Genomic DNA, 24,038 nt, shown 5'->3' with positions numbered 1-24,038 from the left:
TCGTCGAAAATCTTGCCAATGTGACGCAGCTTGTGCGAACAAGACGAGATTGCTGCAATTATTCTCGCCTGTTTGGAAGGAAATGCGATGCCGTCCCTGGATGCCATCGACCGCAACATCATCCGCGCCCTGCGTGCCAATGCGCGCGTCAGCAATGCCAGGCTCGCGGAAGAGGTCGGCCTGTCGCCGTCCGCCTGTCTCAGGCGGGTGCAACTGCTGGAGCAGGAGGGGGTGATCCGCGGCTACACCGCGATCATCGGCAACGCAGCCGCCGACGAGGGCATCGCCGTCATCGTCCAGATCACGCTTGAGCGGCAGACCGAGGACTATTTCAACCGCTTCGAGCTTGCGGTGCGGCGCTACCCCGAGATCAAGGAGTGCTACCTGATGACGGGCGACTCTGACTATTTCCTGCGCGTCGAGGTGGCCAGTGCCGGCGACTTCGAACGCGTGCACAAGGAAATCCTGTCGGCGTTGCCGGGGCTCGCCCGCATCCACTCCAGCTTTTCGATCCGCAACATCCTGCAGTCGAAACGGCCGAAGGCGTCGTAAGAAAACCCGGCGCCGCTTGCGACGCCGGGTTTGTTGTCAGTCTCAGACGGCTGCCTGGGTCAGGAACTTGGTGACCAGGTAGGCCTCCAGCGCCTCCGAGCCGCCTTCCGAGCCGTAGCCGCTGTCCTTGATGCCGCCGAACGGCGTTTCGGGCAGGGCGAGGCCGAGATGGTTGATGGTCAGCATGCCGGTTTCGATCTCGGCGCCGAGGTCCGTCACCGTCTTGTTCGACTTGGTGAAGGCATAGGCCGCAAGCCCGTAGGGCAGGCGGTTGGCTTCGGCGACGACATCCTCGAACGTCTTGAACGGCATCACCAGCGCCACGGGGCCGAACGGTTCCTCGTTCATGATGCGCATGTCGGGGCGGACGCCCGAAAGCACGGTCGGCTCGAAATAGGAGCCCTTGTTGCCGATGCGCTTGCCGCCGGTCTCGATCCTGGCGCCGTCGCTCACCGCTTCGTTGATCAGCTTCTCGACCGCCTCGAGGCGACGTTCGTTGACCAGCGGGCCCATGCGGGTGCCTTCGGCCAGGCCATCGCCGACCTTCACCGCGCGCACGTGCTCGACGAACTTGCCGAGGAAGCGGTCATGCGAGCCCTCCTGGATCAGGAAGCGCGTCGGCGACACGCAGACCTGGCCGGCGTTGCGGAACTTCGAGCCCGCCAGGATCGCCGCTGCCGCGTCGATGTCGGCGTCGTCGAACACCATCGCCGGGGCATGGCCGCCCAGTTCCATCGTCGCCCGCTTCATATGCGTGCCGGCAAGGGCTGCGAGATGCTTGCCGACCGGCACCGAGCCGGTGAACGACACCTTGCGGATGATCGGATGCGGCACGAGGTAGCTCGAGATCTCCGGCGGATTGCCGTAGACGAGGTTGAGTACGCCGTCGGGCAGGCCGGCGTCCTTGAATACGTCGGCCAGGCATGCCGGCGACGCCGGCGTCTCTTCCGGCGGCTTGACGATGATCGAACAGCCGGTGGCGAGTGCCGCGCCGATCTTGCGCACCGCCTGCGACACCGGGAAGTTCCACGGCGTGAACGCCGCCACCGGGCCCACCGGCTCCTTGACGACGAGCTGCTGGACACCGGGCGCGCGAGCCGGGATGACGCGGCCATAGGTGCGGCGGCCCTCTTCGGCGAACCAGTCGAACAGGTCGGCCGACGACAGGATTTCCATCCTGGCTTCGCCGATGGGCTTGCCCTGTTCCTGCGTCATCAGCGTGGCGATCTGGTCGACACGCTCGCGCATCAGTTCGGCGGCGCGGCGCAGCACCTTGGCGCGGTCGAACGGCGAGACCTTTCGCCACGCCTTGAAGCCGCGTTCGGCAGCAGCAAGCGCCCGGTCGAGGTCGCCCTTGCCGGCCGAAGCCACCTTGCCGATCACCTCGTTGGTAGCGGGATTGTAGATGTCGATGGTGTTGCCGCCTTCAGCGGCCGTCCATTTGCCGTCGATGAACAGTTTAACGTCAGGGTACATTGCGTGTCCTTGCTGGTCGTTCGTGAGGGGCGGGCTCAGGCTTGCGTCGACGCTGGCCTAAACGCGTAATCGGGTGGTTGCGCTAGACATAGGGTGGCATAATTCTTTGTGCCACCAGTTCGGCGATCGCCAATGACGAGGTCAGCCCCGGGCTTTCGATGCCGAACAGGTTGACGAGGTTCTTGACCCCATGGGCCTCCGGACCCTGGATGACGAAATCGGCCGCCGGCTCGCCCGGCCCCGAGAGCTTGGGGCGGATGCCGCTGTAGGTCGGGCTCAGGCTGCCGTCGGCCAGATCCGGCCAGTACCGTCGAATCTCGCCATAGAAATGGTCGGCTCGGCGCGGGTCGACCGCGTAATCTTTCGTCTCGATCCACTCGACGTCGGGGCCGAAGCGCATGCCGCCATTGAGGTCGAGCGTCAGGTGCACGCCGAGCCCGCCCGGCTCGGGCACCGGGTAGATCAGTCGGGAGAAGGCCGGCTTTCCGGTGACAGCGAAATAGCTGCCGCGCGCCAGCTTGAGTTCCGGCACGAATTGCGGGTCGAGCCCTTCGAGCGAGGCCGCCAGGCTGTTGGCGCCGAGCCCGGCGGCATTGACGAAGTGCCGCGCCGCGATCTCGAAGCCGTTGCCGGTCGTGGCGTCGCGCGTTTGCAGCACGAACCGGTCCGCCTCGATCCGCCCCGACACGATTTCGGTGTTGAGGCTGAGATAGGCGCCATGTTCCTCGGCATCGCCGAGCAGCGACAGCATCAGCGCATGGCTGTCGACGATGCCTGTCGAGGGCGACAGCACCGCTGCCACGCAATTCAGCGAAGGTTCCAGCGCCTGCGCTTCGGCATCACTCAGCATGACCAGGTCGTCGACGCCGCAGGCCCGTGCCTTGTCGATGATCCCGGCAAGCGTCGCCTCCTGCCCGGGCAGCGTCGCAGCTATCAGCTTGCCGCAGCGTTTGTGCGGAATGTTGCGCTCGGCGGCATAGGCATAGAGCCTGTCGCGGCCGGCGACGCACAGCTTCGCCTTCAGGCTGCCTTGCGGATAGTAGATGCCGGCGTGGATCACCTCGGAGTTGCGCGAGCTGGTCTCGGTGCCGATGGCATTCGCCGCCTCGACAATGATCGTCTCCATGCCGCGGCGCGCCAGCTCGCGGGCAACAGCCAGGCCGATGACGCCGGCGCCGGCGACGATGCAGTCGACGCTGTCCATGTCAGGCAGCGTCCCCGGCCGGTTTCAGCGCGCTCAGTTGCTCGATGATGACCGAGCTTGCGCCCCTGATGTCGTCGACGATGGCGCGTTCGGCCCTGTCGGCATCGCGAGCTTCGATGGCGGCGAGGATGACATGGTGTTGGTCGATCATGGCCCGGCCGCCATGCTGGTAGGACGCCGCGATCATCGGCCCCATCTGCAGCCACAGCCGGCCCAGTATGCCGCGCAGCACCGTCATGTTGGCGATCTGGGCAAGGGCGAAATGAAAGGTCTGGTTGAGTTCGAGCGCGCCGGCCCAGTCCTCGTCCGCGATCGCCTGTTCATTGCGGTCGATGAGATCGCGCAGCCGCGCCATGTCCCTGGCCTCGGCCTTCAGCGCCGCCTCGCGGGCGGCCAGCCCTTCGAGATTCATCCTGATCTGGCGTATCTCGAGATAGCGCCCCAGTGTCATCACTGGCACGCGCACCTCGCGCGCCGATTTCTGCACCAGCGCCTCGTCCTGGATCAGTCTGAGGATCGCGTCGCGCACCGGTGTCACGCTGGTGCCGAGGGACTGCGCGAGATCGCGGATGGTCAGCCGCGCGTCAGGCGCGAAGCGTCCCTTGATCAGCGCGTCCGACAGCTGGCCGTAGACGATCTCGCCGAGATTGTCGTGTTCCACCGCCCGCAAGCCGAAACTCTCGTTCATCGATCCTTGATCCTGTCGACCTGTCTTGGCCTGCCTGCGGGCGCGTGCTGGCCCTTGACAGTCTGCGGTCGGAAAAACATGATGCATCAAACAGCAAAACACGGATTTTGCAAGTGCGGTCGCAGCTAGGCCGGATCGTTCTTGCATGCGGATCGCCGCCGGTGCGGCTCAGGACCGAACAAAGGAACCGTCATGGACACCCAGCCCAATTCGCCCGAGGCGCGCGACAAGAAATACCACATGCACGCCTACACCAATGCCCGCCGGCATCAGGAAGTCGGTCCGCTGATCATCGAAAAGGGTGACGGCATTTATGTCGAGGACATCTCGGGCAAGCGCTATATCGAAGCGATGTCCGGCCTGTGGAGTGTCGGCGTCGGCTTCTCCGAGCAGCGTCTGGTCGATGCCGCAACCAGGCAGATGTCCAAGCTGCCCTTCTACCACAACTTCACCCACAAGGGGCATTCGCCGCTGGTCGACCTCTCAGAGAAGCTGGTCAATATGGCGCCGGTGCCGATGAGCAAGGCGTTCTTCACCAATTCCGGATCCGAGGCCAATGACACGGCCATGAAGATGATCTGGTTCCGCTCGAATGCGCTCGGCCAGCCCCAGCGCAAGAAGATCATTAGCCGCAAGCGTGCCTATCATGGCGTCACCATCGCCTCGGCCAGCCTCACCGGCCTGCCCAACAACCACCTGTCCTTCGACCTGCCGATCGCCAATGTGCTGCATACCTCCTCGCCGCACCACTGGCGCGAAGCGCTGCCCGGCGAAACCGAACAGCAGTTCTCGACGCGCCTGGCCGATGATCTCGAAAAGCTGATCCTCGCCGAAGGCCCCGAGACCATCGCTGCCTTCTTCGGCGAGCCGGTCATGGGTGCTGGCGGCGTCGTCGTGCCGCCGGCCGGCTACTGGGAGAAGATCCAGGCCGTTCTGCAGAAATACGACATCCTGCTCGTTGCCGACGAGGTCATCTGCGGCTTCGGCCGTACGGGCAACATGTTCGGCACCGAGACTTATGCGATGAAGCCGGACATCATGGTCATGTCCAAGCAGATCTCGTCGTCTTACCTGCCGATCTCGGCGATGCTGATCAACGACAAGGTGTTCGAGCCGCTGGCCGACGAGAGCAACCGCATCGGCACCTTTGGCCACGGCTTCACCGCCGGCGGCCACCCGGTGGCGGCAGCCGTGGCACTCGAAAACATCGCCATCATCGAGGAGCGCAATCTTGTCGCCAACGCCCGCGAGGTCGGCGCCCACATGCAGAAGCGCCTGGCACGCATAGCCTCGCACGACCTCGTCGGCGAGGTGCGCGGCATCGCCCTCATTGGCGCCATGGAACTCGTTGCCGACAAGGCGACCAAGGCTCCCTGGGGCGCTGCCGGCGCGCTCGGCGGCCTGGTCAACGGCATTTTGCAGCAGAACGGCGTCATCTCCCGCAACATGGGCGACGCGCTGGCCTTCTGCCCGCCGCTGATCATCAACGACAAGCAGGTCGACGACATCTTCGACGCGGTCGAAAAGTCGCTCGACGAGGCGGCGAAACAGGTCAAGGCCTGACCGACGGTACCTCTGCCATCAGCAAAAAGCCCGCCAAATGGCGGGCTTTTTCGTTTGGCGATGGCGCCTTCCCTTCTCCCACAAGGGGAGAAGGACGAATCGCTTCACACGTGCTGGCCGCCGTTGATGTGGATCTCGGAGCCGGTGACGTAGGATGCCTGGCCCGAGCACAGGAAGTAGATGATGTCGGCGACTTCCGATGTCAGGCCGAGGCGCCGCATCGGGATCGTCTCGACGATCTTCTCCGTGCCCGGCGACAGGATCGCAGTGTCGATTTCGCCGGGCGCGATCGCATTGACGCGGATGCCGTGCGGGCCGAAGTCGGCGGCCATTTCGCGCGTCAGCGCGCCGAGGGCCGCCTTCGATGTTGCATAGGCGGTGCCGGCAAAGGGGTGGACGCGTGTTCCGGCGATCGAGGTCACGTTGACCACCGAACCCTTGGCAGCGGCCAGTTCCTTGAACAGGCCGCGCGCCAGCATGATCGGCGCCAGGAAATTGACCTGGAACACGTCGCGCCAGACATGCATTGGCGTATCGATCGAGTTCATGCGGCCGCCACCCTTGTGCTTGGGCGAGATGCCGGCATTGTTGACCAGCGCGTGCAGCAGGCCGCCTTCCTTTTCCAGCCGTTGGCGGATTTCCGAAACGGCGCTGCCGACGTCGCCCTGGTCGGCAAGGTCGACCTTGATGTGGTCGTCCGGACCGGCGGGCCATGGGCAGTCGTCGGAAAACGCCTGGCGCGAGCAGGTGATGACGCGCCAGCCTTCGCGCGAGAAGCGCTTCACAGTCGCATGGCCGATGCCGCGGCTGGCTCCGGTCAAAACGATCGTCTTTCGCCCTTCGGTCTTCTCGGCCATCGCATCCTCATTTCAAGCTTACAGCGTATGTAGCGAATGCATCTCGCCATTGCGAGGGGGCGCGGCTCTCAGCCGCGCTCGGCGGCGGCTTCGCGGATCGTCTTGAGCAGGATCGAAAATGCCGCCGAAGGCTGCGTGTCGGTGCGCATGGTCAGCCCCACCGGGCCGCGTGTCTCCGTGGTGTCCACCGGCAGCATCTTCAGCGTACCGGCCTTGATCTCGTCGCTGACCACGCCATGCGAGATGATCCAAACGGCATCGCTCTGGCGCACGAAGGCGCGGCCGAACGAGTCCGACACGGTCTCGATCTCGGTCGGGATCGAGGCGACGCCATTGGTGATGAAGAAGCGCTCGACGAAGGGCCGGATGATCGAGCCGCGCGTCGGCATCAGCAGCGGGAACTCGCCCAACCGCTCGAACACGTCGGTGTCGCCCTTGAGCAGCGGATGGCCGGCGCGCACCACGAATACCACCTGCTCGGAATAGAGGTGCTCGAAGAAGAAGCCGGTCATCTTCTCGGGCGCGGCCAGGCGGCCGACCACGAGGTCGAGCTCGCCGAGCCTGAGCTGCTCCAGCAGCACCGCGTTCTCGCCGGTCACGATCTTGATCGTGGCGCCCGTGTCCTCGCCGAGGAAAAGGCTCATCGCCCGCGGCATGATGTGCGCCGAAACGGTCGGCAGCGCGCCGATGCGGATCGGCGGCCCGCCCTCTGCCCGTGCATTGGCGACCGAATCGATGCCCTGGCGCAGCGCGGTGATCGCCATGCCGGCATGCTGCATGAACACTTCGCCCGAGCGCGTGATCTTGATGCCGCGGCCGTCGCGCTCGAACACGCTGACGCCGAGCGCTTCCTCCAGTTCGCGGATCGTCTTGGTCACCGCCGGTTGGCTGACGTTCAGCAGCCCGGCCGCCTTGACCACGCTTTTCTGGCGCGCGACTTCTAGGAATGTCTGGAGGTGGCGGAACCTGACACGGCTTTCGATCATGGGCTTTTCATAACCCAGGAGTTAAGAGAAGGCCACAAAATATCATTTTACCAAACCAAACATCTCATCCACTGTCTTCTAGAGGAGAAATCGAGTGCAATTCACAGACATCGGCGGCGTCACGCTGCACCACCAGCTCATCGGCGGGCCCGCGGACAAGCCGGTCCTGGTATTTGCCAATTCGCTGGGCACCGATTTCCGCATCTGGCGCGACGTTATCGTCCGGCTTGCCGGCGACTTTCCCATCGTCACCTACGACAAGCGCGGCCATGGTCTTTCGGACACGGGGACGGCTCCTTATTCGATGGACGACCATGTCGTTGATCTTGCCGGCCTGCTCGATCATCTCAACGTCAAGAACGCCATCGTTTGTGGCCTGTCGGTCGGCGGGCTGATCGCGCAGGGCCTCTATGCCAGGCGCCCCGATCTCGTCCGTGCGCTCGTCCTCTGCGACACCGCCCACAAGATCGGCACCAACGACAGCTGGAACACGCGCATCGCCGCCGTCGAAAAGGACGGCATCGCCTCGATCGCCGATGGCGTGATGAAGCTGTGGTTCACGCCCGAGTTTCATGAGCAGCGCCAGCCTGACCTCGTTGGCTACCGCAACATGCTGTCGCGCCAGCCGCTCGCCGGCTACACCGGCACCTGTGCCGCCCTGCGCGACGCCGACTACACCGAGGCGGCAAAGGCGATTGCCGTGCCCACGCTTTGCGTCGTCGGCGACCAGGACGGCTCGACGCCGCCTGCACTGGTGCGCTCGATGGCTGATCTCATTCCCGGCTCGCGCTTCAAGATCATCGACGGCGCCGGCCATATCCCTTGCGTCGAAAAGCCGGACGAACTCGTCGCCCTCATCAGGCGCTTCATCGCCCGCCTTCCACTGGAGTGATTTGACAATGAACGCATCGGCGCCAGCCTCGACCAGGTATCGCCAGGGTCTCGCCGTCCGACGCTCGGTACTCGGCGATGCCCATGTCGACCGCGCCGAAACGGCCTCCACCGATTTCGACCGGCCGTTCCAGGAACTGATCACCGAAGCCGCCTGGGGCACGGTCTGGGCGCGCCCGACCTGGACCAAGCGCGAGCGCTCGATGGTGACGCTGGCACTGCTGGCAGCCCTGGGCCATGACGAGGAGGTGGCGATGCATGTGCGCGCCACCGCCAACACCGGGGCGTCGCGCGAGGACATCTGCGAAACCTTCCTCCATGTCGCGATCTATGCCGGCGTGCCGGCGGCCAACCGCGCCATCAAGATCGCCAAGCAGGTCTTTGCCGAAATGGATGCGGGCCGATGAGCATTGACCCCAAGCCGAACCGCCAGCCCGAGATCGGCGCCTTCTTCCAGCGCGACCGCTCCTGGCATCCGCCGGCCTACACGCCTGGCTACAAGACCTCGGTCCTGCGTTCTCCGCAGAAGGCGCTGCTGTCGCTCGACACCACCATTTCCGAGATCACCGGCCCGGTCTTCGGCCACGGCATGCTGGGCGAACTCGACAACGACCTGATCCACAATTTCGCCCAGCCGGGCGAGAGCGCCATCGGCGAGCGCATCATCGTCTATGGCCGCGTGCTCGACGAGCGCGGCAAGGGCGTGCCGGGCGCGCTGCTCGAATTCTGGCAGGCCAATGCCGGCGGGCGCTACCGCCACAAGAAGGAGGGCTACATCGCTGCCCTCGACCCCAATTTCGGCGGCTGCGGCCGCACCATCACCGGCGAGGACGGTTCCTACGCCTTCCGCACCATCAAGCCCGGCCCCTATCCCTGGCCGAACGGCGTCAACGACTGGCGCCCCGCCCACATCCACTTCTCGGTCTTCGGCCATGGCTTTGCCCAGCGGCTGATCACCCAGATGTATTTCGAGGGCGACCCGCTGATCTGGCTGTGCCCGATCGTCAGGACCATCCCCGACCGGGCAGCCGTCGAGACTCTGATCGCGGCGCTCGACATGCAGGCCACCATCCCGATGGATGCGCGCGCCTACAAGTTCGACATCGTGCTGCGCGGCCGCCGCTCGTCGGTGTTCGAAAATCGCCTGGAGGGCAACTGATGGTCCAGTCGCTGAACCGGCTTAGGGAAAGCCCCTCGCAGACCGCCGGCCCCTACGTCCATATCGGGCTCACCCCCAATTTCTGCGGCATCGCCGGCGTCTTCGAAAAGGACCTCGGCACGGAAATGGTTAATGACAAGACCAAGGGCGAGCGCATCACCGTGCACGCCCGCGTGCTCGATGGCACCGGCACGCCCCTCAAGGATGCGCTGATCGAGATCTGGCAGGCCGATGCCGCCGGCCTCTACAATTCGCCGACCGAAATTCGCGGCGCCGCCGATCCCAACTTCGCCGGCTGGGGCCGCATGCCGACCGACATGGTCTCGGGCGAATGCCTGTTCGAGACCATCAAGCCGGGCCGTGTGCCCTACAAGCCCGGCCTGCTCATGGCCCCGCACATCACCTTCTGGATCGTTGCCCGCGGCATCAATCTCGGTCTGCAGACACGGATGTATTTTGCCGACGAAGAACAGGCGAATGCCGAGGACCCGGTGCTGGCTCGCATCGAGCATCGCTCGCGTGTGTCAACGCTGATCGCCTCGCGCCAAGACGATGTCTATGTCTTCGACATCCACCTGCAGGGTGACAACGAAACCGTGTTCTTCGACGTCTGAGCACATGACCGGTTCTCCATTCGATCACCCTTTGCTGTCCGGCCTTCTCGGTGACGAGGAGACTGCGGGCCAGTTCTCCGCTGACGCGGAACTGGCCGCCATGCTTGCCTTCGAGCGCGCACTGGCCGAGGCCGAGGCAGGCGAGGGCGTGATCGGCCGCGAGGCAGCCGATGCGATTGTCGCGGCACTCGCCTCGTTCGAGCCCGACGTTGCGGCTCTCAGAAATTCCGTCGCCCGCGATGGCGTGGTCGTGCCCGAACTGGTGCGCCAGTTGCGTGCGCATGTCGGCGCACCGCATGGCGACAAGGTCCATTTCGGCGCCACCAGCCAGGATGTTATCGACACGGCGCTGGTGCTCCGTCTCAAGCCCGTTGTCGAGCGCCTCGATGCGCTGCTCGCCGAGGCGGCCGCAGCGCTCGCGGCGGTGGAGAAGAGATTTGGTGCCCGTCCGCTGATGGGCCGCACGCGCATGCAGGCGGCGATCGAAATCACCGTCGCCGACCGTGTCCGCGCCTGGCGCGAACCGGTCGAACGCAACCGCGCGCGGCTGGCTGCGATCCGCCACGAACTTCTCGTCGTCCAGTTCGGCGGTGCCGCCGGTACGCTGGAAAAGCTTGGCGACAAGGCGCTCGCCGTGCGGAAATCGCTGGCCGAAAAGCTGGGCCTCCACGACGCTCCGCAATGGCACAGCCAGCGCGATCGTCTCGCCGAATTTGCCGGCCTGCTGTCGATCATCACCGGCAGCCTCGGCAAGTTCGGCCAGGACGTTGCCCTGATGGCGCAGGACGGCTCAGAGATTGCGCTCGCCGGAGGCGGTGGCTCCTCGGCGATGCCGCACAAGCAGAACCCGGTGGCGGCCGAGGTGCTGGTGACGCTCGCCCGTTTCAACGCCACGCAACTGTCGGGCATGCACCACGCTTTGGTGCATGAGCAGGAACGCTCGGGATCGGCCTGGACGCTGGAATGGCTGCTCCTGCCGCAGATGGCCGTGGCGGCGGCGGCGGCGCTCAGGCAGGCGGCGGCACTCGCCGGCCAGATCGAAAGCATAGGTGCGCGGCCGGGCAACTAGCCCGCGGCACCCGTCAACAAAACGCCTGACACTTGGCGTGCCGAAGGCCCGCAGCTCGATGGCAGGCGGTGCGGGTAGAAGGAAAAAAGATGCGTACTCAGGTGGTCATCATCGGCTCCGGCCCGTCCGGGCTCCTGCTCGGGCAACTGCTCGCCAACAGCGGCATCGACAACGTCATCCTCGAGCGCGTCGATCGCGACTATGTGCTAGGCCGCGTCCGTGCCGGCGTGCTGGAACAGGGCATGGTCGACCTGCTCGACGAAGCTGGCGCCGGAGCGCGCATGCATGCCGAAGGTCTGCCGCATGAGGGCATCTCGCTCGCCTTCGACAACCGGCTGCATCGCATCGACCTTGCCCAACTCACTGGCGGCAAGCGCGTCACGGTCTACGGCCAGACCGAGGTGACGCACGACCTGATGGACAAGCGCGAGGCGGCGGGACTGACCACGATTTACGATGCCAAGAACGTGCTGCCGCAGGGGTTCGACAGCGACACGCCCTTCGTCACTTACGAGAAAGATGGCGCTACCCACCGCATCGACTGCGATTTCATCGCCGGCTGCGACGGCTTCCATGGCATCAGCCGCAAGTCGGTGCCCGAAGGCGCGATCAGGACCTATGAGCGCGCCTATCCGTTCGGCTGGCTCGGCATCCTGGCCGAGGTGCCGCCGGCCGACCACGAGCTGATCTATGCCAACCATCCCAGGGGCTTTGCGCTGTGTTCGATGCGCTCGACCCACCGCAGCCGCTACTATGTCCAGTGCCCGCTCGATGATCACGTCGAGGACTGGAGCGACGAGCGCTTCTGGGACGAGCTGCGCCGGCGCCTGCCACCCGAGGCTGCGGCGCGCGTCGTCACCGGCCCGTCCTTCGAGAAGTCGATCGCGCCGCTGCGCTCCTTCGTCGCCGAGCCGATGCGCTTCGGCCGTATGTTCCTCGTCGGCGACGCCGCCCACATCGTGCCGCCCACCGGCGCCAAGGGTCTCAACCTCGCCGCCAGCGACGTGCGTTACCTCTACTGGGGCCTGCGCGAATTCTATCAGGACAGGTCGCAGGCAGGCATCGACGCCTATTCGGCCCGCGCCCTGTCGCGCGTCTGGAAGGCGGTGCGGTTCTCCTGGTGGATGACCACCATGCTGCACCGTTTCCCCGACACCGACGACTTCGGCCAGCGCATCCAGGAGGCCGAAGTCGTCTATCTCGTCCATTCGCAAGCGGCATCCGCCTCGCTCGCCGAAAACTATGTCGGGCTGCCTTATTGATCCAAGGGAATCGCGCCAGTCACATATCTTTCAGGTTATGGATTGCGCGATTCTTTTCATTTTACATTACCGTTTCGAACATGACACTTGGCTACGGACATACCGAGACCGGCGCGCGCGACAGTGCCGGCTCGTCCAGATGGAGGAAAAATTGAAGAAGTCTGTTTTGGCCGCCCTGGCGGTACTTGCGCTTTCCGGCACCGCCTTCGCCGACACCATCAAGGTCGGCGTCGTCGGTCCGTTCTCCGGCCCGTTCGCCATCCAGGGCAAGAATTTCAAGGCCGGCATCGACGCCTGGATCGCGCTCAACGGTGCCAAGGTCGGCGACGACGACATCGAGATCGTCTACCGCGACCTGCCGGCTGCCGACCCGGCCCAGTCCAAGGCGCTGGCCCAGGAACTGGTCGTCAAGGAAGGTGTGCAGTATCTCGCAGGCTTCTATTTCACCCCTGACGCGATGGCGGTCACCCCGCTGCTCGAGCAGGCCAACGTGCCGCTGGTCGTCATGAACGCCGCCACCTCGGCGATCGTCACCAAGAGCCCGCTGGTCGTGCGCACCTCCTTCACCACCTGGCAGACCTCGGCGCCGATGGCCAAGGTCGCCAAGGAGCGCGGCGTCAAAAAGGTCATCACCGTGGTCTCCGACTACGGCCCGGGTGTCGATTCCGAGAACGCCTTCAAGACCACCTTCACCGCCGAAGGCGGCGAGGTTGTCGATTCCGTCCGCATGCCGCTGTCGACCAACGACTTCAGCCCGATCATGCAGCGCGTCAAGGATTCCGGCGCCGACGCCGTCTTCGCCTTCCTGCCGTCGGGCCCGACCACGCTCGGCTTCGTCAAGGCCTACAATGACAACGGCCTTGCCAAGGCAGGCGTGCAGTTCCTCGCACCCGGCGACCTGACGCAGGAGTCCGATCTGCCGGCGCTCGGCGAAGCCGCATCCGGATTGCTCACCACCTTCCACTACGCCGTTTCGCATGACTCGGCCGAGAACAAGAAGTTCGTCGAGGCCGCGCACAAGGCTATCGGCAATCCGGCCGAACTGTCCTTCCCCTCGGTCGGTGCCTATGACGGCATGCACGTCATCTACAAGATGATCGAGGCCACCGGCGGCGAGCAGGACGCCCAGAAGGCGGTCGACGCCGTCAAGGGCCTTGCCTGGGAAAGCCCGCGCGGCCCGGTCTCCATCGATCCCGAGAGCCGTCACATGACGCAGAACATCTATCTGCGCGAGGTCGCCAAGGCCGAGGACGGCACCTTCTACAACAAGGAAATCGCGACCTTCGAAAAGCAGGGCGACCCCGGCCTTGCGGCTCTGAAGTAACAGCGTTACGCCAACGACAGGGCCCGGATGCCTGACGCGTCCGGGCTGCTGCTGGATCAAACGATGCAAACCGTTCTCAGCGTTGGGATCGACGCCCTTGCCTATGGCATGGTGCTGTTCGTCATCTCGATAGGACTTTCGGTGACTATGGGCCTGATGCGCGTGGTCAACCTCGCCCATGGCGCATTCGCCATGATCGGCGGCTACATCGCTTCTTACGCCACCCAGACGCTTGGCTTCGGCTATGGCGTCGCCATCCTCGCCGCAGTGGTCGGCACCATCATCATCGCCATACCGGTCGAGCGGTTCCTCTACCGCCGCATCTATGGCGCGCCCGAGCTTACCCAGGTGCTGATGACCATCGGCATCACCTTCTGCGTCATCGGCATCGCCAACTACGTCTTCGGCCCGACGCTGAAGACCATCCCGCTGCCCGAGACGCTGCGCGGTCCGGTCGATCTCGGCTTCCGCTCGATTGCCGCTCACAAGCTGTTCGCCATCGCCTGCGGCGTCGCTGTTGCGGGTGCGCTCTGGTACCTGATCGAAAGGACGTCCTTCGGCGTCAAGCTGCGCGCCTCGGTCGACAATGCCGCCATGGCCGCCTCGCTCGGCGTGCGTACACGGATCGTCTATGCCGTCAGCTTCGCGGTTGCCGTCGGCCTCGCCGCCTTCGGCGGCATTGTCGGCGCCGAGCTCCTTCCGATCGAGCCCTATTACGCGCTGCGCTACATGGTGACCTTTCTCGTCGTCGTCTCGGTCGGTGGCGCCGGCTCCATTCCCGGCGCACTGCTCGCCTGCCTGCTGCTCGGCGCCATCGACACCACAGGCCGATATCTTCTGCCCGAATATGGCGAGTTCTTCTTCTACCTCGCCGTCATAGCCATCGTCTGCGTCTTCCCGCGCGGCCTTTTGGGCAGGAGAAGCTAGATGGCTGCCATCGAAACCACCTCCGCCGCCAAGCCTGAGGCCGCCGCTCGCCCGAACTGGCTCAAGCGCGATATCCTCGGCCTCGCCGTCATCCTGGCGGTGGCCGCCATCGGCTACTTCCTGTTCCCCAACAATTTGGCGCTGCTGACGCGTATCCTGGGCATTGCACTCCTGGTGTTGTCGATCGATCTCGTCACCGGTTTCTGCGGCGTCGCCACCCTCGGTCATGCCGCACTCTTCGGCGCTGGTGCCTATGCCTCGGGCATCGCCGCCGTGCATTTCGGCATCACCGATCCGCTGCTGATGGTCGTGGTTGGTGCCATTGGCGGCGCTGTTGCCGGCATCGTCTCAGGCGCGGTCATCCTGCGCGGCCATGGACTGGCGCAACTGGTGCTTTCCATCGCCGTCGTCCACCTGTTCCACGAGGCTGCCAACAAGGCCTCCGTGTATACCGGTGGTAGCGACGGCCTGTCGGGCATTTCGCCCGACCCGATCTTCGGTATCTTCGCCTTCGATCTCTGGGGCCGCACGGCCTACGGCTTCGCCGTCGCGCTGGTGGTCATCGCCTTCATTGTGCTGCGGCTGATCACCCGTTCGCCCTTCGGCATGCTCTGCCGCGGCATCAAGGAAGACCCGATCCGCATCCGCGCGATGGGCGCTTCGGTCCAGGGCACGCTGCTCAAGATGTATGTCATCTCGGGCGCCGTGGCAGGCACAGGCGGCGCGCTCAACGCCATCTCCACCCAGGTCGTCGGCCTCGACTCGCTCAGCTTCACGCTCTCCGCCGAAGCGCTGGTGATGCTCGTGCTTGGCGGCACCGGCTCGCTCTATGGCGCGCTGATCGGCACCGTCAGCTTCATGTGGTTCGAGGATTTCGTCTCGGCGGCCAATCCGTTCCACTGGCTCACCATCGTCGGCGCGCTTCTGATCGCCGTGGTGCTGTTCGCGCCGCGTGGGCTCTATGGCACGGCGCTCTCGCTTGCCGATCGTTTCAGGGGGAACGGCAAATGAGCGCGGTCTTCCAGGTCCAGAACCTCAACAAGGCGTTCGGCGGCCTTGCCGTCACGCAGGATGTGTCGATCACCATGAACCCCGGCGACCGCGTGGCCCTGATCGGCCCCAACGGCGCCGGCAAGACCACCTTCGTCAATCTCGTCACCGGCCATCTCGAACCCGATTCCGGCAAGGTTCTGCTCGGCGGCAACGATGTCACCTCACTGGGGCCGACGCCGCGTGTCCGCCAGGGCCTCGTCCGCTCGTTCCAGGTCACGCGCCTGTTTCCCGACTTGACGCCGGAAGAACACCTGGCGCTCGCCGTGATGCAGCGCACCGGCCGCACCGGCGCGATCTTCGGCCACTACCAGGCCAAGGCGGACGTCATGGCCGAGGTCGCCGAACTGCTGCGCACGCTCGGCCTCGACCACATCGCCACCCGCAAGGTCGCCGAGATCGCCTATGGCCAGCAACGCCTGCTCGAGATCGCGCTCGCCCTGGCGCTCAAGCCCAAGGTGCTGCTGCTCGACGAGCCGGCCGCCGGCGTGCCTCAGAGCGACACGCCGCGCATCGAGGCCGCCCTTGCCGGCCTGCCGTCCGACCTCGCCGTGCTGATGATCGAGCACGACATGGATCTCGTTTTTCGCTTCGCCAGGCGTGTCATCGTGCTCGCCGCCGGCGCCATCATCTTCGACGGTTCGCCGCAGGACGTCACCAGGGACGCCCGTGTCCGTGAAGCCTATCTCGGAAGCTACGCCAATGACCGCAGCGCCGCTTGAAGTCGCCGACCTGAGCGCCGGCTACGGCCCGACGCGCGTGCTGGAGAACGTCTCTTTCTCCGTGCCCGCCGGCTCGCGGCTTGCCGTGCTCGGCCGCAACGGCATGGGCAAGACGACGTTGCTCGCCACCATCGCCGGCCAGACCAGGCGCTATGGCGGTTCCATCCGCCTCGGCGGCACCGATCTCAGCAGCCAGGAAAGCTCGGCGCGTGCCCGCAGCGGTCTCGGCTACGTGCCGCAGGCGCGCTGCATCTTTCCCTCGCTCACGGTCGAGGAAAACCTCTTCGTCGGGCTCAAGGGTCGCGACCGCTCGGCGATCGAGGAAGCCTACCAGATGTTCCCGCGCCTCAAGGAGCGTCGCAGGAACCTCGGTTCCCAGCTTTCCGGCGGCGAACAGCAAATGCTGTCCACTGCCCGCACCATCCTCGGCAAGCCGACCGTGCTGTTGCTCGACGAACCTCTGGAGGGCCTGGCGCCGGTCATCTGCGAAGAGCTGATGGTGGCGTTCTCGCAACTGGCCTCGGGCGGCGAGATGACCGTCGTGCTGGTCGAGCAGCGCATCCAGAGCGCGCTCGATTTCGCCGACCGCGCCATCATCCTCGAGCGCGGCCGCATCGCCTGGTCGGGCACGCCTGCGGAGCTGTCCGCCCAGCCCGAAGTGGTGGAAAAGCTGCTCGGCGTCGGCGGCCTGCACTGAGCCGCCGAAAAACGCTCGCTACCCGACAACTGCCTCGGCAGCCTCGGTCGTCGGTGTCGCCTCGCTCGGCTCCTTGATCCTGAACCAGGCGACATAGAGCGCCGGCAGGAACAGCAGCGTGATCGCGGTGCCGGCGAGGATGCCGCCCATCATCGCATAGGCCATCGGCGCCCAGAAAACCTCGCGCGCGATCGGGATCAACGCCAGGCTGGCTGCGGCAGCGGTCAGCGCGATCGGCCGCATGCGGTGCTCCGAGGCTTCGATCACCGCGTGCCATTTGTTTGTGCCCGTGGCGATCAGCTCCTCGATCTGCACGATCAGGATCACCGAGTTGCGGATCAGGATGCCGACCAGCGCCAGCACCCCGAGCAGCGCCACGAAGCCGAGCGGCTGGCCGGTCGGCACCAGCGCCGCCACCACGCCGATCAGGCCCAGCGGCGCCACAGCCACCACCAGGAACAGCCGCTGGAAGCTCTGCAGCTGGATCATCAGCACCGTCGCCATGATGAACAGCATCAGCGGCACGACGGCAATGATCGGACCCTGGCTGTTCACGCTTTCCTCGACCGAGCCGCCGGTCACGACCGCGTAGCCCGCCGGCAGCTTGGCGGCGAAAGCCTCGACCGCGGGCTTGAGCTCTGCAACCACGGTGTCGGGCAAGGTGTCGCCGACCATGCCGGCCTTGACGGTGATGGTGGGCATCCGGCTGCGCCGCCAGATCGTCGGTTGTTCCAGTTCGTAGCGGAAATCGGCGACCGTCGCGAGCGGGATCGCCTCGCCGTTGCCGGTTGGGATCTGCAGATTGCGCAGCGTCTCGATCGAGCCGCGCTCGACGTCCTGGGCCCGCACCACTACGTTGATCAGGTAGGTCGCGTCGCGCACCTGGGTGATCGCCACGCCGCCGACCACGCTGTTCATCGCGCTGGCGATATCTTCGGAGGTGATGCCGAGCTGGCGCGCCTTGTCCTGCAGCACCTCGACCTTGAGCACGCGCGACGGCTCGTTCCAGTCGAAGCTCGGCGCCTGAATCTTCGGATTGGCGGAGATGATGCCGGCCAGCTGCTGCGACAGGGTCCGTACCGTCTGAACGTCGGGACCGCTGACGCGATATTGCACCGGCCGGCCCACCGGGGGCCCGAGTTCCAGCGTCTTGACGAAGGCGTCGGTGCCGACGAACTGTTCCCGCAGGATCTTCTCGATCGCCGGCTGCACCCGATGCCGCGCTTCCAGATCCTTGGTGACGATGACCGTCTGGCCGAAATAGGGATTGGCCGGCTGCACGTCGTAGGCCAGCACGAAGCGCACCGCGCCCTGGCCGATATATGAGCTCCAGTGGTCGATATCGGCGTTGCCCTTCAGCGCGATCTCCTCGAAATGCTCGATCTCGGCGCGCGTCTCGGCGATCGAGCTGTTGTGCGGCAGATTCCAGTCGACGATCAGTTCTGGCCGGTCGGAGGGCGGGAAGAACTGCTGCTGCACGAAGGTCAGCCCGACGACCGACAGCGCGAACAGCACGACGGTGGCGATGATGGTGAGCCAGTGGCGGCGCACCGCCCAATTGAGGATGCGGGAGAAGCCAGCGGCAACGCGGCCCGGCCGCTCGTCGTGCTTCTTCATCGTTGCCGGCAGGAGCGTGACGCCGAGCAGCGGCGCAAACAGCACCGCCACGATCCATGACAAGAGCAGCGACACCGCGATGACGACGAACAGCGTGTAGGTGTATTCGCCCGCCTGGCTGCTGTTCAGCCCGATCGGCACGAAGCCGGCGACGGTGACCAGCGTGCCGGTCAGCATCGGAAACGCCGTCGAGGTGTAGACATAGGTCGCCGCTTTCCTTAGCGAGTCGCCGACCTCCAGCCGCGCTACCATCATCTCCACCGCAATCATCGCATCGTCGACAAGAAGCCCGAGCGCGATGATCAGCGCGCCGAGCGAGATGCGCTGCAGCGAGATGCCCAGATAGGCCATGACCAGGAAGGTGATCGCCAGCACCAGCGGGATCGACAGCGCGACAACGAAGCCGGCGCGCATGCCCAGGCTGATGAAGGAAACGGCGAGCACGATCGACGGCCTCGAACAGCGCCCGCGTGAAGCCGGAGACGGCATGCTCGACAATGGCCGGCTGGTCGGCAACCTGGTGCACGCCGACGCCGATCGGTAGTTCGCCCGTCACCTCATGCATCAGCTCCTTCAGCGCCTCGCCGAATTCCAGCAGGTTGGCGTTGGGCTTCATGCCGATCGCCAGCCCGATCGCCGGCTCGCCATTGACCCGGAACAGCGCGGTCGGCGGATCGACATAGCCGCGGCTGATGGTGGCGACGTCGCTCAGCCGGAAGAAGCGGTCGTTGACCCTGAGGTTGATTGCCCTCAGGCTTTCCTCCGAGGTGAACTGGCCGCCGACGCGCACCGCAATGCGTTCCGACCCGGCCTGGATGACGCCCGACGGCGCAATCGCGTTTTGCGATTGCAGGCTGGCGATGACAGCCTGCTGGTTGAGGCCGAGCGCCGCGATCTGGCGCGTCGAGAATTCGAGGTAGATGACCTCGTCCTGCGCCCCGATCAGCTCCACCTTGCCGGCATTCGGAATGGTCAGGATGCGGGTGCGCACCGTCTCGACATGGTCGCGCAGCTGGCGCATCGACAGCCCGTCCGATGTGAAGGCATAGACGTTGCCGAACACGTCGCCGAAGCGGTCGTTGAAGAACGGCCCCTGCACCCCTTGCGGGAAATTCGACCTCAGGTCGCCCACCATGTTGCGGACCTGCACCCAGGTCGGGGCGACGTCGCGCGCCTTGGTCGTCGGCTTGAGGTTGACGAAGATGATCGTCTGGCCGGCGGTGGTCACGCTGCGGCTGAAGTCGAGGCTTTCCAGCTCCTCGAGCTTCTTCTCGATCCGGTCGGTCACCTGCCTGGTCGTCTCGTCGACCGAGGCGCCCGGCCAGTTGGCCTGGATCAGCATGGTCTTGATGGTGAAGCTCGGGTCTTCCTCGCGGCCGAGGTTGAGATAGGCGAACACCCCGGCGATCGTGAAGATCAGCATGAAATACCAGACCATCGAGCGGTGGCTCAGTGCCCAGTCGGAAAGATTGAAACCCTTCACGCTACGCCCCCTCTGGTATTCTGACTTTCTGGCCTTCCTGGAGGCTGTTGACGCCGGCCGTCACCACCCGGGTGCCCGCCTCGATGCCGCCGGCGGTGAAGCTGGCGCCATCCTTTGCCTTGACCTCGATACCCTGCAGGCTGACCGTCGACGCAGCCTGGTCGACGACCCAGACGAAGTTCTTGCCATCCTTCTCCAGAAGCGCCGACAGCGGCAGGTCGATCGCCTCATCGGCCTTCAATACCGGCACGGCCGTCACCGTCGAACCCAGCCGGAAGGCGGTCGGCGGCTCGGTCAGCGCCAGCCGCACCCGCCGGGTCCGTGTCGAGGCATCGGCCTGCGGTGCGATTTCGCGGACATGCGCCTTGGTGCGCAGCGACAGCGCCGATTGCAGCGACACTTCGAATTCGACGCCTTCCTTCAGTTCGCTCTCCATCTGGTCGGGAACGTCTACCACCGCCTCGCGGGCGTCGGAGCGCGCCACCGTCACCACCATCTGTCCGGGCGATACGGTCTGGCCGACTTCAGCGCCGACGGCGGTGACGATGCCGTCGAAATCGGAGAACAGCCGGGCATAGCCGAGCTGTTCCTGTGCCTTGGCAAGGGCAGCGCGTGCCCTTTCGACATTGGCGGCGGCTGAATCCAGCGCCTGCTTGGCGGAATCGTAGACCGCCTGCGACGTGTTGGATTCCTGGAGCAGGGTGCGCTGGCGTTCTTCGCTGGCCGAGGCGTTGGCGAACTGCGCCTCGGCGGTCGACAGGTCGGCGCGTGCCGACTGCATGGAAAGCTCCAGCGCCAGCGGGTCGATGGCCGCGAGCGTCGTTCCCTTGGCGACCTGGTCGCCGACGCCGACGTCGCGCGCCACCAGCCGCCCCAGCAGGCGGAAGGCGAGGTCTGCGGAAAATTCCGGCTGGATGGTGCCGGCGAAACCCTGCACCGTCCGTGCATGCGGTTCGACGACGATGGACAGCACCGGGCGGATCACCTCGGGAGGCGGGGCCTGTTCCTGGCTGCAGCCGGCCAGTGCCAGCACGGCCATCAGGCCGATCGGCGCGAGTGATCTCATGGTGCCACCTCCACCACCTGGCCGGGGCTCAGCAATTGGCCGCCTTGCGCAACGACGGTTTGCCCCGCCTCCAGTCCCTTCGACACGACCACGACGCCGGAAGCGAATGACAGCACCTCGATCGGCACCATCGCCACCGCCTTGGTGCCGGGGTCGACGGTCCACACGGCCGGCCGGCCATTCTCCGACATCAGCGCCTGCCACGGCAGCACGATGGCCTTTTGTGGCTTGGCGGTGATCGTGCCTGTAATCGCCGCGCCGAGCGGCATCTGTGCCGGCGTATCGGGCACCGCCACCTTGACGCGGATCGAGCCGGAGGCCGGGTCGACGGCGGGCGAGACCTCGCGCACTTCGCCTGTCGCCTCGATCTTCGGGTCGGAGATCAATGATATCTTGACCACCGGCGCCACCGGGGTCCGGGCAACCATGGCCTCGTCGACGTTGAACACCGCGTCGCGGTCGCCGTCCTCGGCAACGGTGAACACCGTCTGTGCCGCCTGCACCACCTGGCCGACCTCGATCGTCCGTGCCGTCACCACGCCGGACGCACTGGCCTTCAATTCGGTATAGCCCATCCGGTCCTTGGCATTGGCAAGCTGGCTCTGCGCGGCTTCGACACCGTTTCGCGCCACGCGCAGGGACTGTTCGGCGAGGTCATATTCGCGCCGCGTCGTGAAGCCCTGGGCAAGCAAAGTCTTCTGGCGGTCGAAGGCAGCCGACGCCTGCCGCAGTTGCGCGTCAGCGGAATCGAGGCTGGCTTGCGCCGCGCGCACGTCGGACTGCTGCTCCTGCGGATCGAGCCTGGCCAGTACCTCGCCCTTCTCGACGCGTTGGCCGACATCGACCGTGCGTTCCGAGACGCGCCCGCCGACCTGGAACGACAGGCTGTTGAGCGTGCGGGCGGCAATCACGCCAGTCAGCGACGTGGCCGGGGCGAAGTCGGACAGCTTCACGTCAATCGCGCGGACCACCACCGGCAGCCGTTCGGCCGCCTCCTGCTTCTGGCAGGCGGCCAGGGGCAATGAAAGGCACAGGGCAAGCAAGGCGAGCGAGGATGTCGAATTGGCGCGGGCAGGCGTTCTGCCATGAGTGCCTGACGGGTTCGGGTTCGCGGAAGTCATGTACATCCCCCAAAATCGCTTCGCCTCAGGCTACGACGGAGAATTCCATCCGGCAACGGCTAGCCGAATTTCTTGTCAGGCCGGTGACGGGTGTTTTGGATCACGGTTTTGGGAGGGTAACACGGGTGTGATGTTTGGCAGATTTGGACACGGAACCCGAGCGATTCCGGTGCGTTGAAAGGGGTTGCAGAGCATCGGACCCGAAGTGGGGAGCCGGTTTGGGGAGATCGGATGCTCAAGGAATGGACGTCGGAGGCCCTTATGGATCGAATGCTCTTTGACAGTCCGGTTTCGATTCGCATCGGACCGGAAAGCACCCAGCGCGAAGTCACGACCGTCAAGGGCGCCTACGAGGCGCTGGTTGATTGGCCGCACGCCAAGCGCAGCGGCCCGCTCTACCGCGAGGCGGTCGAGACGGTCTCGGCGGCGCTCGCCGGCACCCGCTCGCACAAGGCGGCGCGGCAGGCACTCGTCGCTGCTGCCGATGAGATCGGCATCCTGGTCTGACCCACTTGCCATGTTTCCGGCGCCGCCCGTTCGCCGCACGGCGAACGGCACCGCCCCTGTATGCCGCAAAGACGGGCAGGACATTTCCTCGCCGGCCGGGTTTTGCAGCATAAATTAACTCTACAGAGTTTGTAGAATTTACCATCCTGAATGGGCATCGTCATTCAACCCCGAGGGGGAAGCCCATGTCAGATTTCACGCGCCGTGCCTTGCTCGCCACCGTTGCCGCTCTGTCTATTGCGCCGTCCGTCGGCTCTCTCCATGCCGAGGACCTCAAGATCACCATCGCCTACCAGACAGTGGTCGAGCCCTCGAAAGTGCCGCAGGCCGATGGCGCCTATGAGGCTGCCACCAAGGCCAGCATCGACTGGCGCAAGTTCGATTCCGGGGCCGATGTCATTGCCGCCATCGCATCCGGCGCGGTCGACATCGGCTATGTCGGCTCGAGCCCGCTGGCCGCTGCCGCCAGCCGCCAGTTGCCGATCGAGACCATCTTTGTCGTCGGCCTGATCGGCGAATCCGAAGCGCTCGTCGCCCGCGACGGTGCAGGCATCGAGAAGGCCGCCGATCTCGCCGGCAGGAAGGTCGCCGTGCCCTTCGTCTCGACCACGCACTACAGCCTGCTCGCAGCCCTCAAACACGAGGGCGTCGATCCCAAGTCGGTCGAGATCCTCAATCTGCGCCCGCCGGAAATCGCCGCCGCCTGGCAGCGCGGCGACATCGACGCGGCTTACGTCTGGGATCCGGCGCTCGGCCAGATCAAGACCTCCGGCAAGGTCGTGCTCGACTCGGCCAAGGTCGCCGAATGGGGCGCGCCGACCTTCGACGCCTGGATCGTCCGCGCCGACTTCGCCGAGAAGAACCCGGCCGCCGTGCGTGACTTCGTCAAGGTGACGGGTGCTGCCTATGCCGAATTCCTCGCCAAGCCGGAAGCCTGGGACAAGGGCTCGCCGCAGGCCGAGAAGATCGCCCGCCTGACCGGCGCCAAGGTCGAGGAAGTGCCGGCCCTGCTCAAGGGCTACGTCTTCCCGACGCTGGAAGAACAGGCATCAGTCAAGTTCCTCGGCGGCGACACCGTCAAGGCCGTCGCGGCGACCTCGGCCTTCCTCAAGGAGCAGGGCAAGATCGACGCCGTTCAGCCTGACTATTCGAAATACGTGACGTCGAAATACATTACCGAGGCGCTCGCCTCCAACTGAGGCG

General features: G+C 65.3%; 22 protein-coding genes and 1 pseudogene. 15 read left to right on the top strand and 8 right to left on the bottom strand.

The genetic code is table 11. The annotated features are described in order from the left end of the window. The first annotated feature begins 87 nt into the window (after nucleotides 1–87). On the top strand, nucleotides 88–552 hold the full coding sequence (locus O1Y97_RS02310) for an Lrp/AsnC family transcriptional regulator (protein WP_318762935.1): 465 nt from the start codon (nucleotides 88–90) through the stop codon (nucleotides 550–552). A 42-nt stretch (nucleotides 553–594) separates the two neighbouring features. Here the strand turns inward: O1Y97_RS02310 and O1Y97_RS02305 are convergent, their stop codons facing one another. The 3 genes from O1Y97_RS02305 to O1Y97_RS02295 form a co-directional block, all read right to left on the bottom strand. Beyond that, entirely contained in the window at nucleotides 595–2,028 is a 1,434-nt protein-coding gene (locus O1Y97_RS02305; protein WP_318762934.1) for an NAD-dependent succinate-semialdehyde dehydrogenase, read from the bottom strand. Between the two features lie 82 nt (nucleotides 2,029–2,110). After that, nucleotides 2,111–3,232, bottom strand: coding sequence for an NAD(P)/FAD-dependent oxidoreductase (locus O1Y97_RS02300; RefSeq protein WP_318762933.1), 1,122 nt, complete (start codon nucleotides 3,230–3,232; stop codon nucleotides 2,111–2,113). Between the two features lies 1 nt (nucleotide 3,233). Beyond that, on the bottom strand, nucleotides 3,234–3,920 hold the full coding sequence (locus O1Y97_RS02295; protein WP_183263151.1) for a GntR family transcriptional regulator: 687 nt from the start codon (nucleotides 3,918–3,920) through the stop codon (nucleotides 3,234–3,236). Between the two features lie 192 nt (nucleotides 3,921–4,112). Here O1Y97_RS02295 and O1Y97_RS02290 point away from each other — a divergent pair, with 192 nt between their 5' ends. Next, a complete protein-coding gene (locus O1Y97_RS02290) occupies nucleotides 4,113–5,483 on the top strand; it encodes an aspartate aminotransferase family protein (RefSeq protein WP_318762932.1) in 1,371 nt (456 codons plus the stop codon). A 104-nt stretch (nucleotides 5,484–5,587) separates the two neighbouring features. Here O1Y97_RS02290 and O1Y97_RS02285 read toward each other — a convergent pair whose 3' ends face one another. Continuing rightward, the gene (locus tag O1Y97_RS02285; protein ID WP_115729846.1) at nucleotides 5,588–6,340 is read right to left on the bottom strand and encodes an SDR family NAD(P)-dependent oxidoreductase; all 753 of its coding nucleotides are present in this window, start codon (nucleotides 6,338–6,340) and stop codon (nucleotides 5,588–5,590) included. A gap of 68 nt (nucleotides 6,341–6,408) precedes the next feature. Next, the gene (pcaQ, locus tag O1Y97_RS02280; protein ID WP_108605872.1) at nucleotides 6,409–7,326 is read right to left on the bottom strand and encodes a pca operon transcription factor PcaQ; all 918 of its coding nucleotides are present in this window, start codon (nucleotides 7,324–7,326) and stop codon (nucleotides 6,409–6,411) included. Between the two features lie 94 nt (nucleotides 7,327–7,420). Here pcaQ and pcaD point away from each other — a divergent pair, with 94 nt between their 5' ends. From pcaD to O1Y97_RS02225, 11 genes are all read left to right on the top strand, one after another. Next, complete coding sequence (gene pcaD / locus O1Y97_RS02275; protein WP_183263149.1) at nucleotides 7,421–8,218, top strand: 3-oxoadipate enol-lactonase; 798 nt, start codon at nucleotides 7,421–7,423, stop codon at nucleotides 8,216–8,218. Between the two features lie 7 nt (nucleotides 8,219–8,225). Further along, entirely contained in the window at nucleotides 8,226–8,624 is a 399-nt protein-coding gene (gene pcaC / locus O1Y97_RS02270; protein ID WP_108605870.1) for a 4-carboxymuconolactone decarboxylase, read from the top strand. After that, nucleotides 8,621–9,376 carry a protocatechuate 3,4-dioxygenase subunit beta gene (pcaH, locus tag O1Y97_RS02265; protein WP_318762931.1) on the top strand — a complete coding sequence of 252 codons (756 nt, stop codon included), beginning with the start codon at nucleotides 8,621–8,623 and terminating at the stop codon, nucleotides 9,374–9,376. The genes pcaC and pcaH overlap by 4 nt, the downstream gene beginning before the upstream one ends. Beyond that, nucleotides 9,376–9,990, top strand: a complete 615-nt coding sequence (gene pcaG / locus O1Y97_RS02260; protein ID WP_318762930.1) for a protocatechuate 3,4-dioxygenase subunit alpha — start codon at nucleotides 9,376–9,378, stop codon at nucleotides 9,988–9,990. The genes pcaH and pcaG overlap by 1 nt, the downstream gene beginning before the upstream one ends. Nucleotides 9,991–9,994: 4 nt before the next feature. Then, nucleotides 9,995–11,059, top strand: a complete 1,065-nt coding sequence (locus tag O1Y97_RS02255; RefSeq protein WP_318762929.1) for a 3-carboxy-cis,cis-muconate cycloisomerase — start codon at nucleotides 9,995–9,997, stop codon at nucleotides 11,057–11,059. Between the two features lie 89 nt (nucleotides 11,060–11,148). Then, a complete protein-coding gene (gene pobA / locus O1Y97_RS02250) occupies nucleotides 11,149–12,321 on the top strand; it encodes a 4-hydroxybenzoate 3-monooxygenase (protein ID WP_318762928.1) in 1,173 nt (390 codons plus the stop codon). Nucleotides 12,322–12,472: 151 nt separating this feature from the next. Then, a complete protein-coding gene (locus O1Y97_RS02245; RefSeq protein WP_108609595.1) occupies nucleotides 12,473–13,645 on the top strand; it encodes an ABC transporter substrate-binding protein in 1,173 nt (390 codons plus the stop codon). A gap of 63 nt (nucleotides 13,646–13,708) precedes the next feature. Continuing rightward, nucleotides 13,709–14,572, top strand: coding sequence for a branched-chain amino acid ABC transporter permease (locus O1Y97_RS02240; RefSeq protein WP_108609594.1), 864 nt, complete (start codon nucleotides 13,709–13,711; stop codon nucleotides 14,570–14,572). Continuing rightward, entirely contained in the window at nucleotides 14,573–15,583 is a 1,011-nt protein-coding gene (locus O1Y97_RS02235; protein ID WP_318762927.1) for a branched-chain amino acid ABC transporter permease, read from the top strand. Then, nucleotides 15,580–16,344 carry an ABC transporter ATP-binding protein gene (locus tag O1Y97_RS02230; protein WP_318762926.1) on the top strand — a complete coding sequence of 255 codons (765 nt, stop codon included), beginning with the start codon at nucleotides 15,580–15,582 and terminating at the stop codon, nucleotides 16,342–16,344. Before O1Y97_RS02235 ends, O1Y97_RS02230 begins: the two co-directional genes overlap by 4 nt. After that, nucleotides 16,325–17,041, top strand: a complete 717-nt coding sequence (locus tag O1Y97_RS02225; protein WP_108605863.1) for an ABC transporter ATP-binding protein — start codon at nucleotides 16,325–16,327, stop codon at nucleotides 17,039–17,041. The genes O1Y97_RS02230 and O1Y97_RS02225 overlap by 20 nt, the downstream gene beginning before the upstream one ends. Before the next feature lie 18 nt (nucleotides 17,042–17,059). Here O1Y97_RS02225 and O1Y97_RS02220 read toward each other — a convergent pair. The 3 genes and pseudogenes from O1Y97_RS02220 to O1Y97_RS02210 form a co-directional block, all read right to left on the bottom strand. After that, a pseudogene (locus O1Y97_RS02220) lies at nucleotides 17,060–20,141 on the bottom strand (efflux RND transporter permease subunit). Between the two features lies 1 nt (nucleotide 20,142). Continuing rightward, nucleotides 20,143–21,207, bottom strand: a complete 1,065-nt coding sequence (locus tag O1Y97_RS02215) for an efflux RND transporter periplasmic adaptor subunit (RefSeq protein ID WP_318762925.1) — start codon at nucleotides 21,205–21,207, stop codon at nucleotides 20,143–20,145. Further along, nucleotides 21,204–22,334 (bottom strand): efflux RND transporter periplasmic adaptor subunit, encoded by a 1,131-nt coding sequence (locus tag O1Y97_RS02210; RefSeq protein WP_404801241.1) that lies wholly within the window; start codon nucleotides 22,332–22,334, stop codon nucleotides 21,204–21,206. Before O1Y97_RS02210 ends, O1Y97_RS02215 begins: the two co-directional genes overlap by 4 nt. A 255-nt stretch (nucleotides 22,335–22,589) precedes the next feature. On the opposite strand from O1Y97_RS02210, the gene O1Y97_RS02205 reads away from it, so the two are divergent. Further along, nucleotides 22,590–22,835 (top strand): DUF982 domain-containing protein, encoded by a 246-nt coding sequence (locus tag O1Y97_RS02205; protein WP_318762923.1) that lies wholly within the window; start codon nucleotides 22,590–22,592, stop codon nucleotides 22,833–22,835. Between the two features lie 185 nt (nucleotides 22,836–23,020). Next, nucleotides 23,021–24,034, top strand: a complete 1,014-nt coding sequence (tauA, locus tag O1Y97_RS02200) for a taurine ABC transporter substrate-binding protein (protein ID WP_318762922.1) — start codon at nucleotides 23,021–23,023, stop codon at nucleotides 24,032–24,034. Nucleotides 24,035–24,038: the final 4 nt, after the last annotated feature.

The sequence above is a fragment of the Aminobacter niigataensis genome, assembly GCF_946995915.1.
In the GTDB taxonomy this organism is placed as follows: domain Bacteria; phylum Pseudomonadota; class Alphaproteobacteria; order Rhizobiales; family Rhizobiaceae; genus Aminobacter; species Aminobacter niigataensis.
The sequence above is the reverse complement of the archived record's forward strand: the minus strand, read 5'-3'. Positions and strand labels throughout refer to the sequence as shown.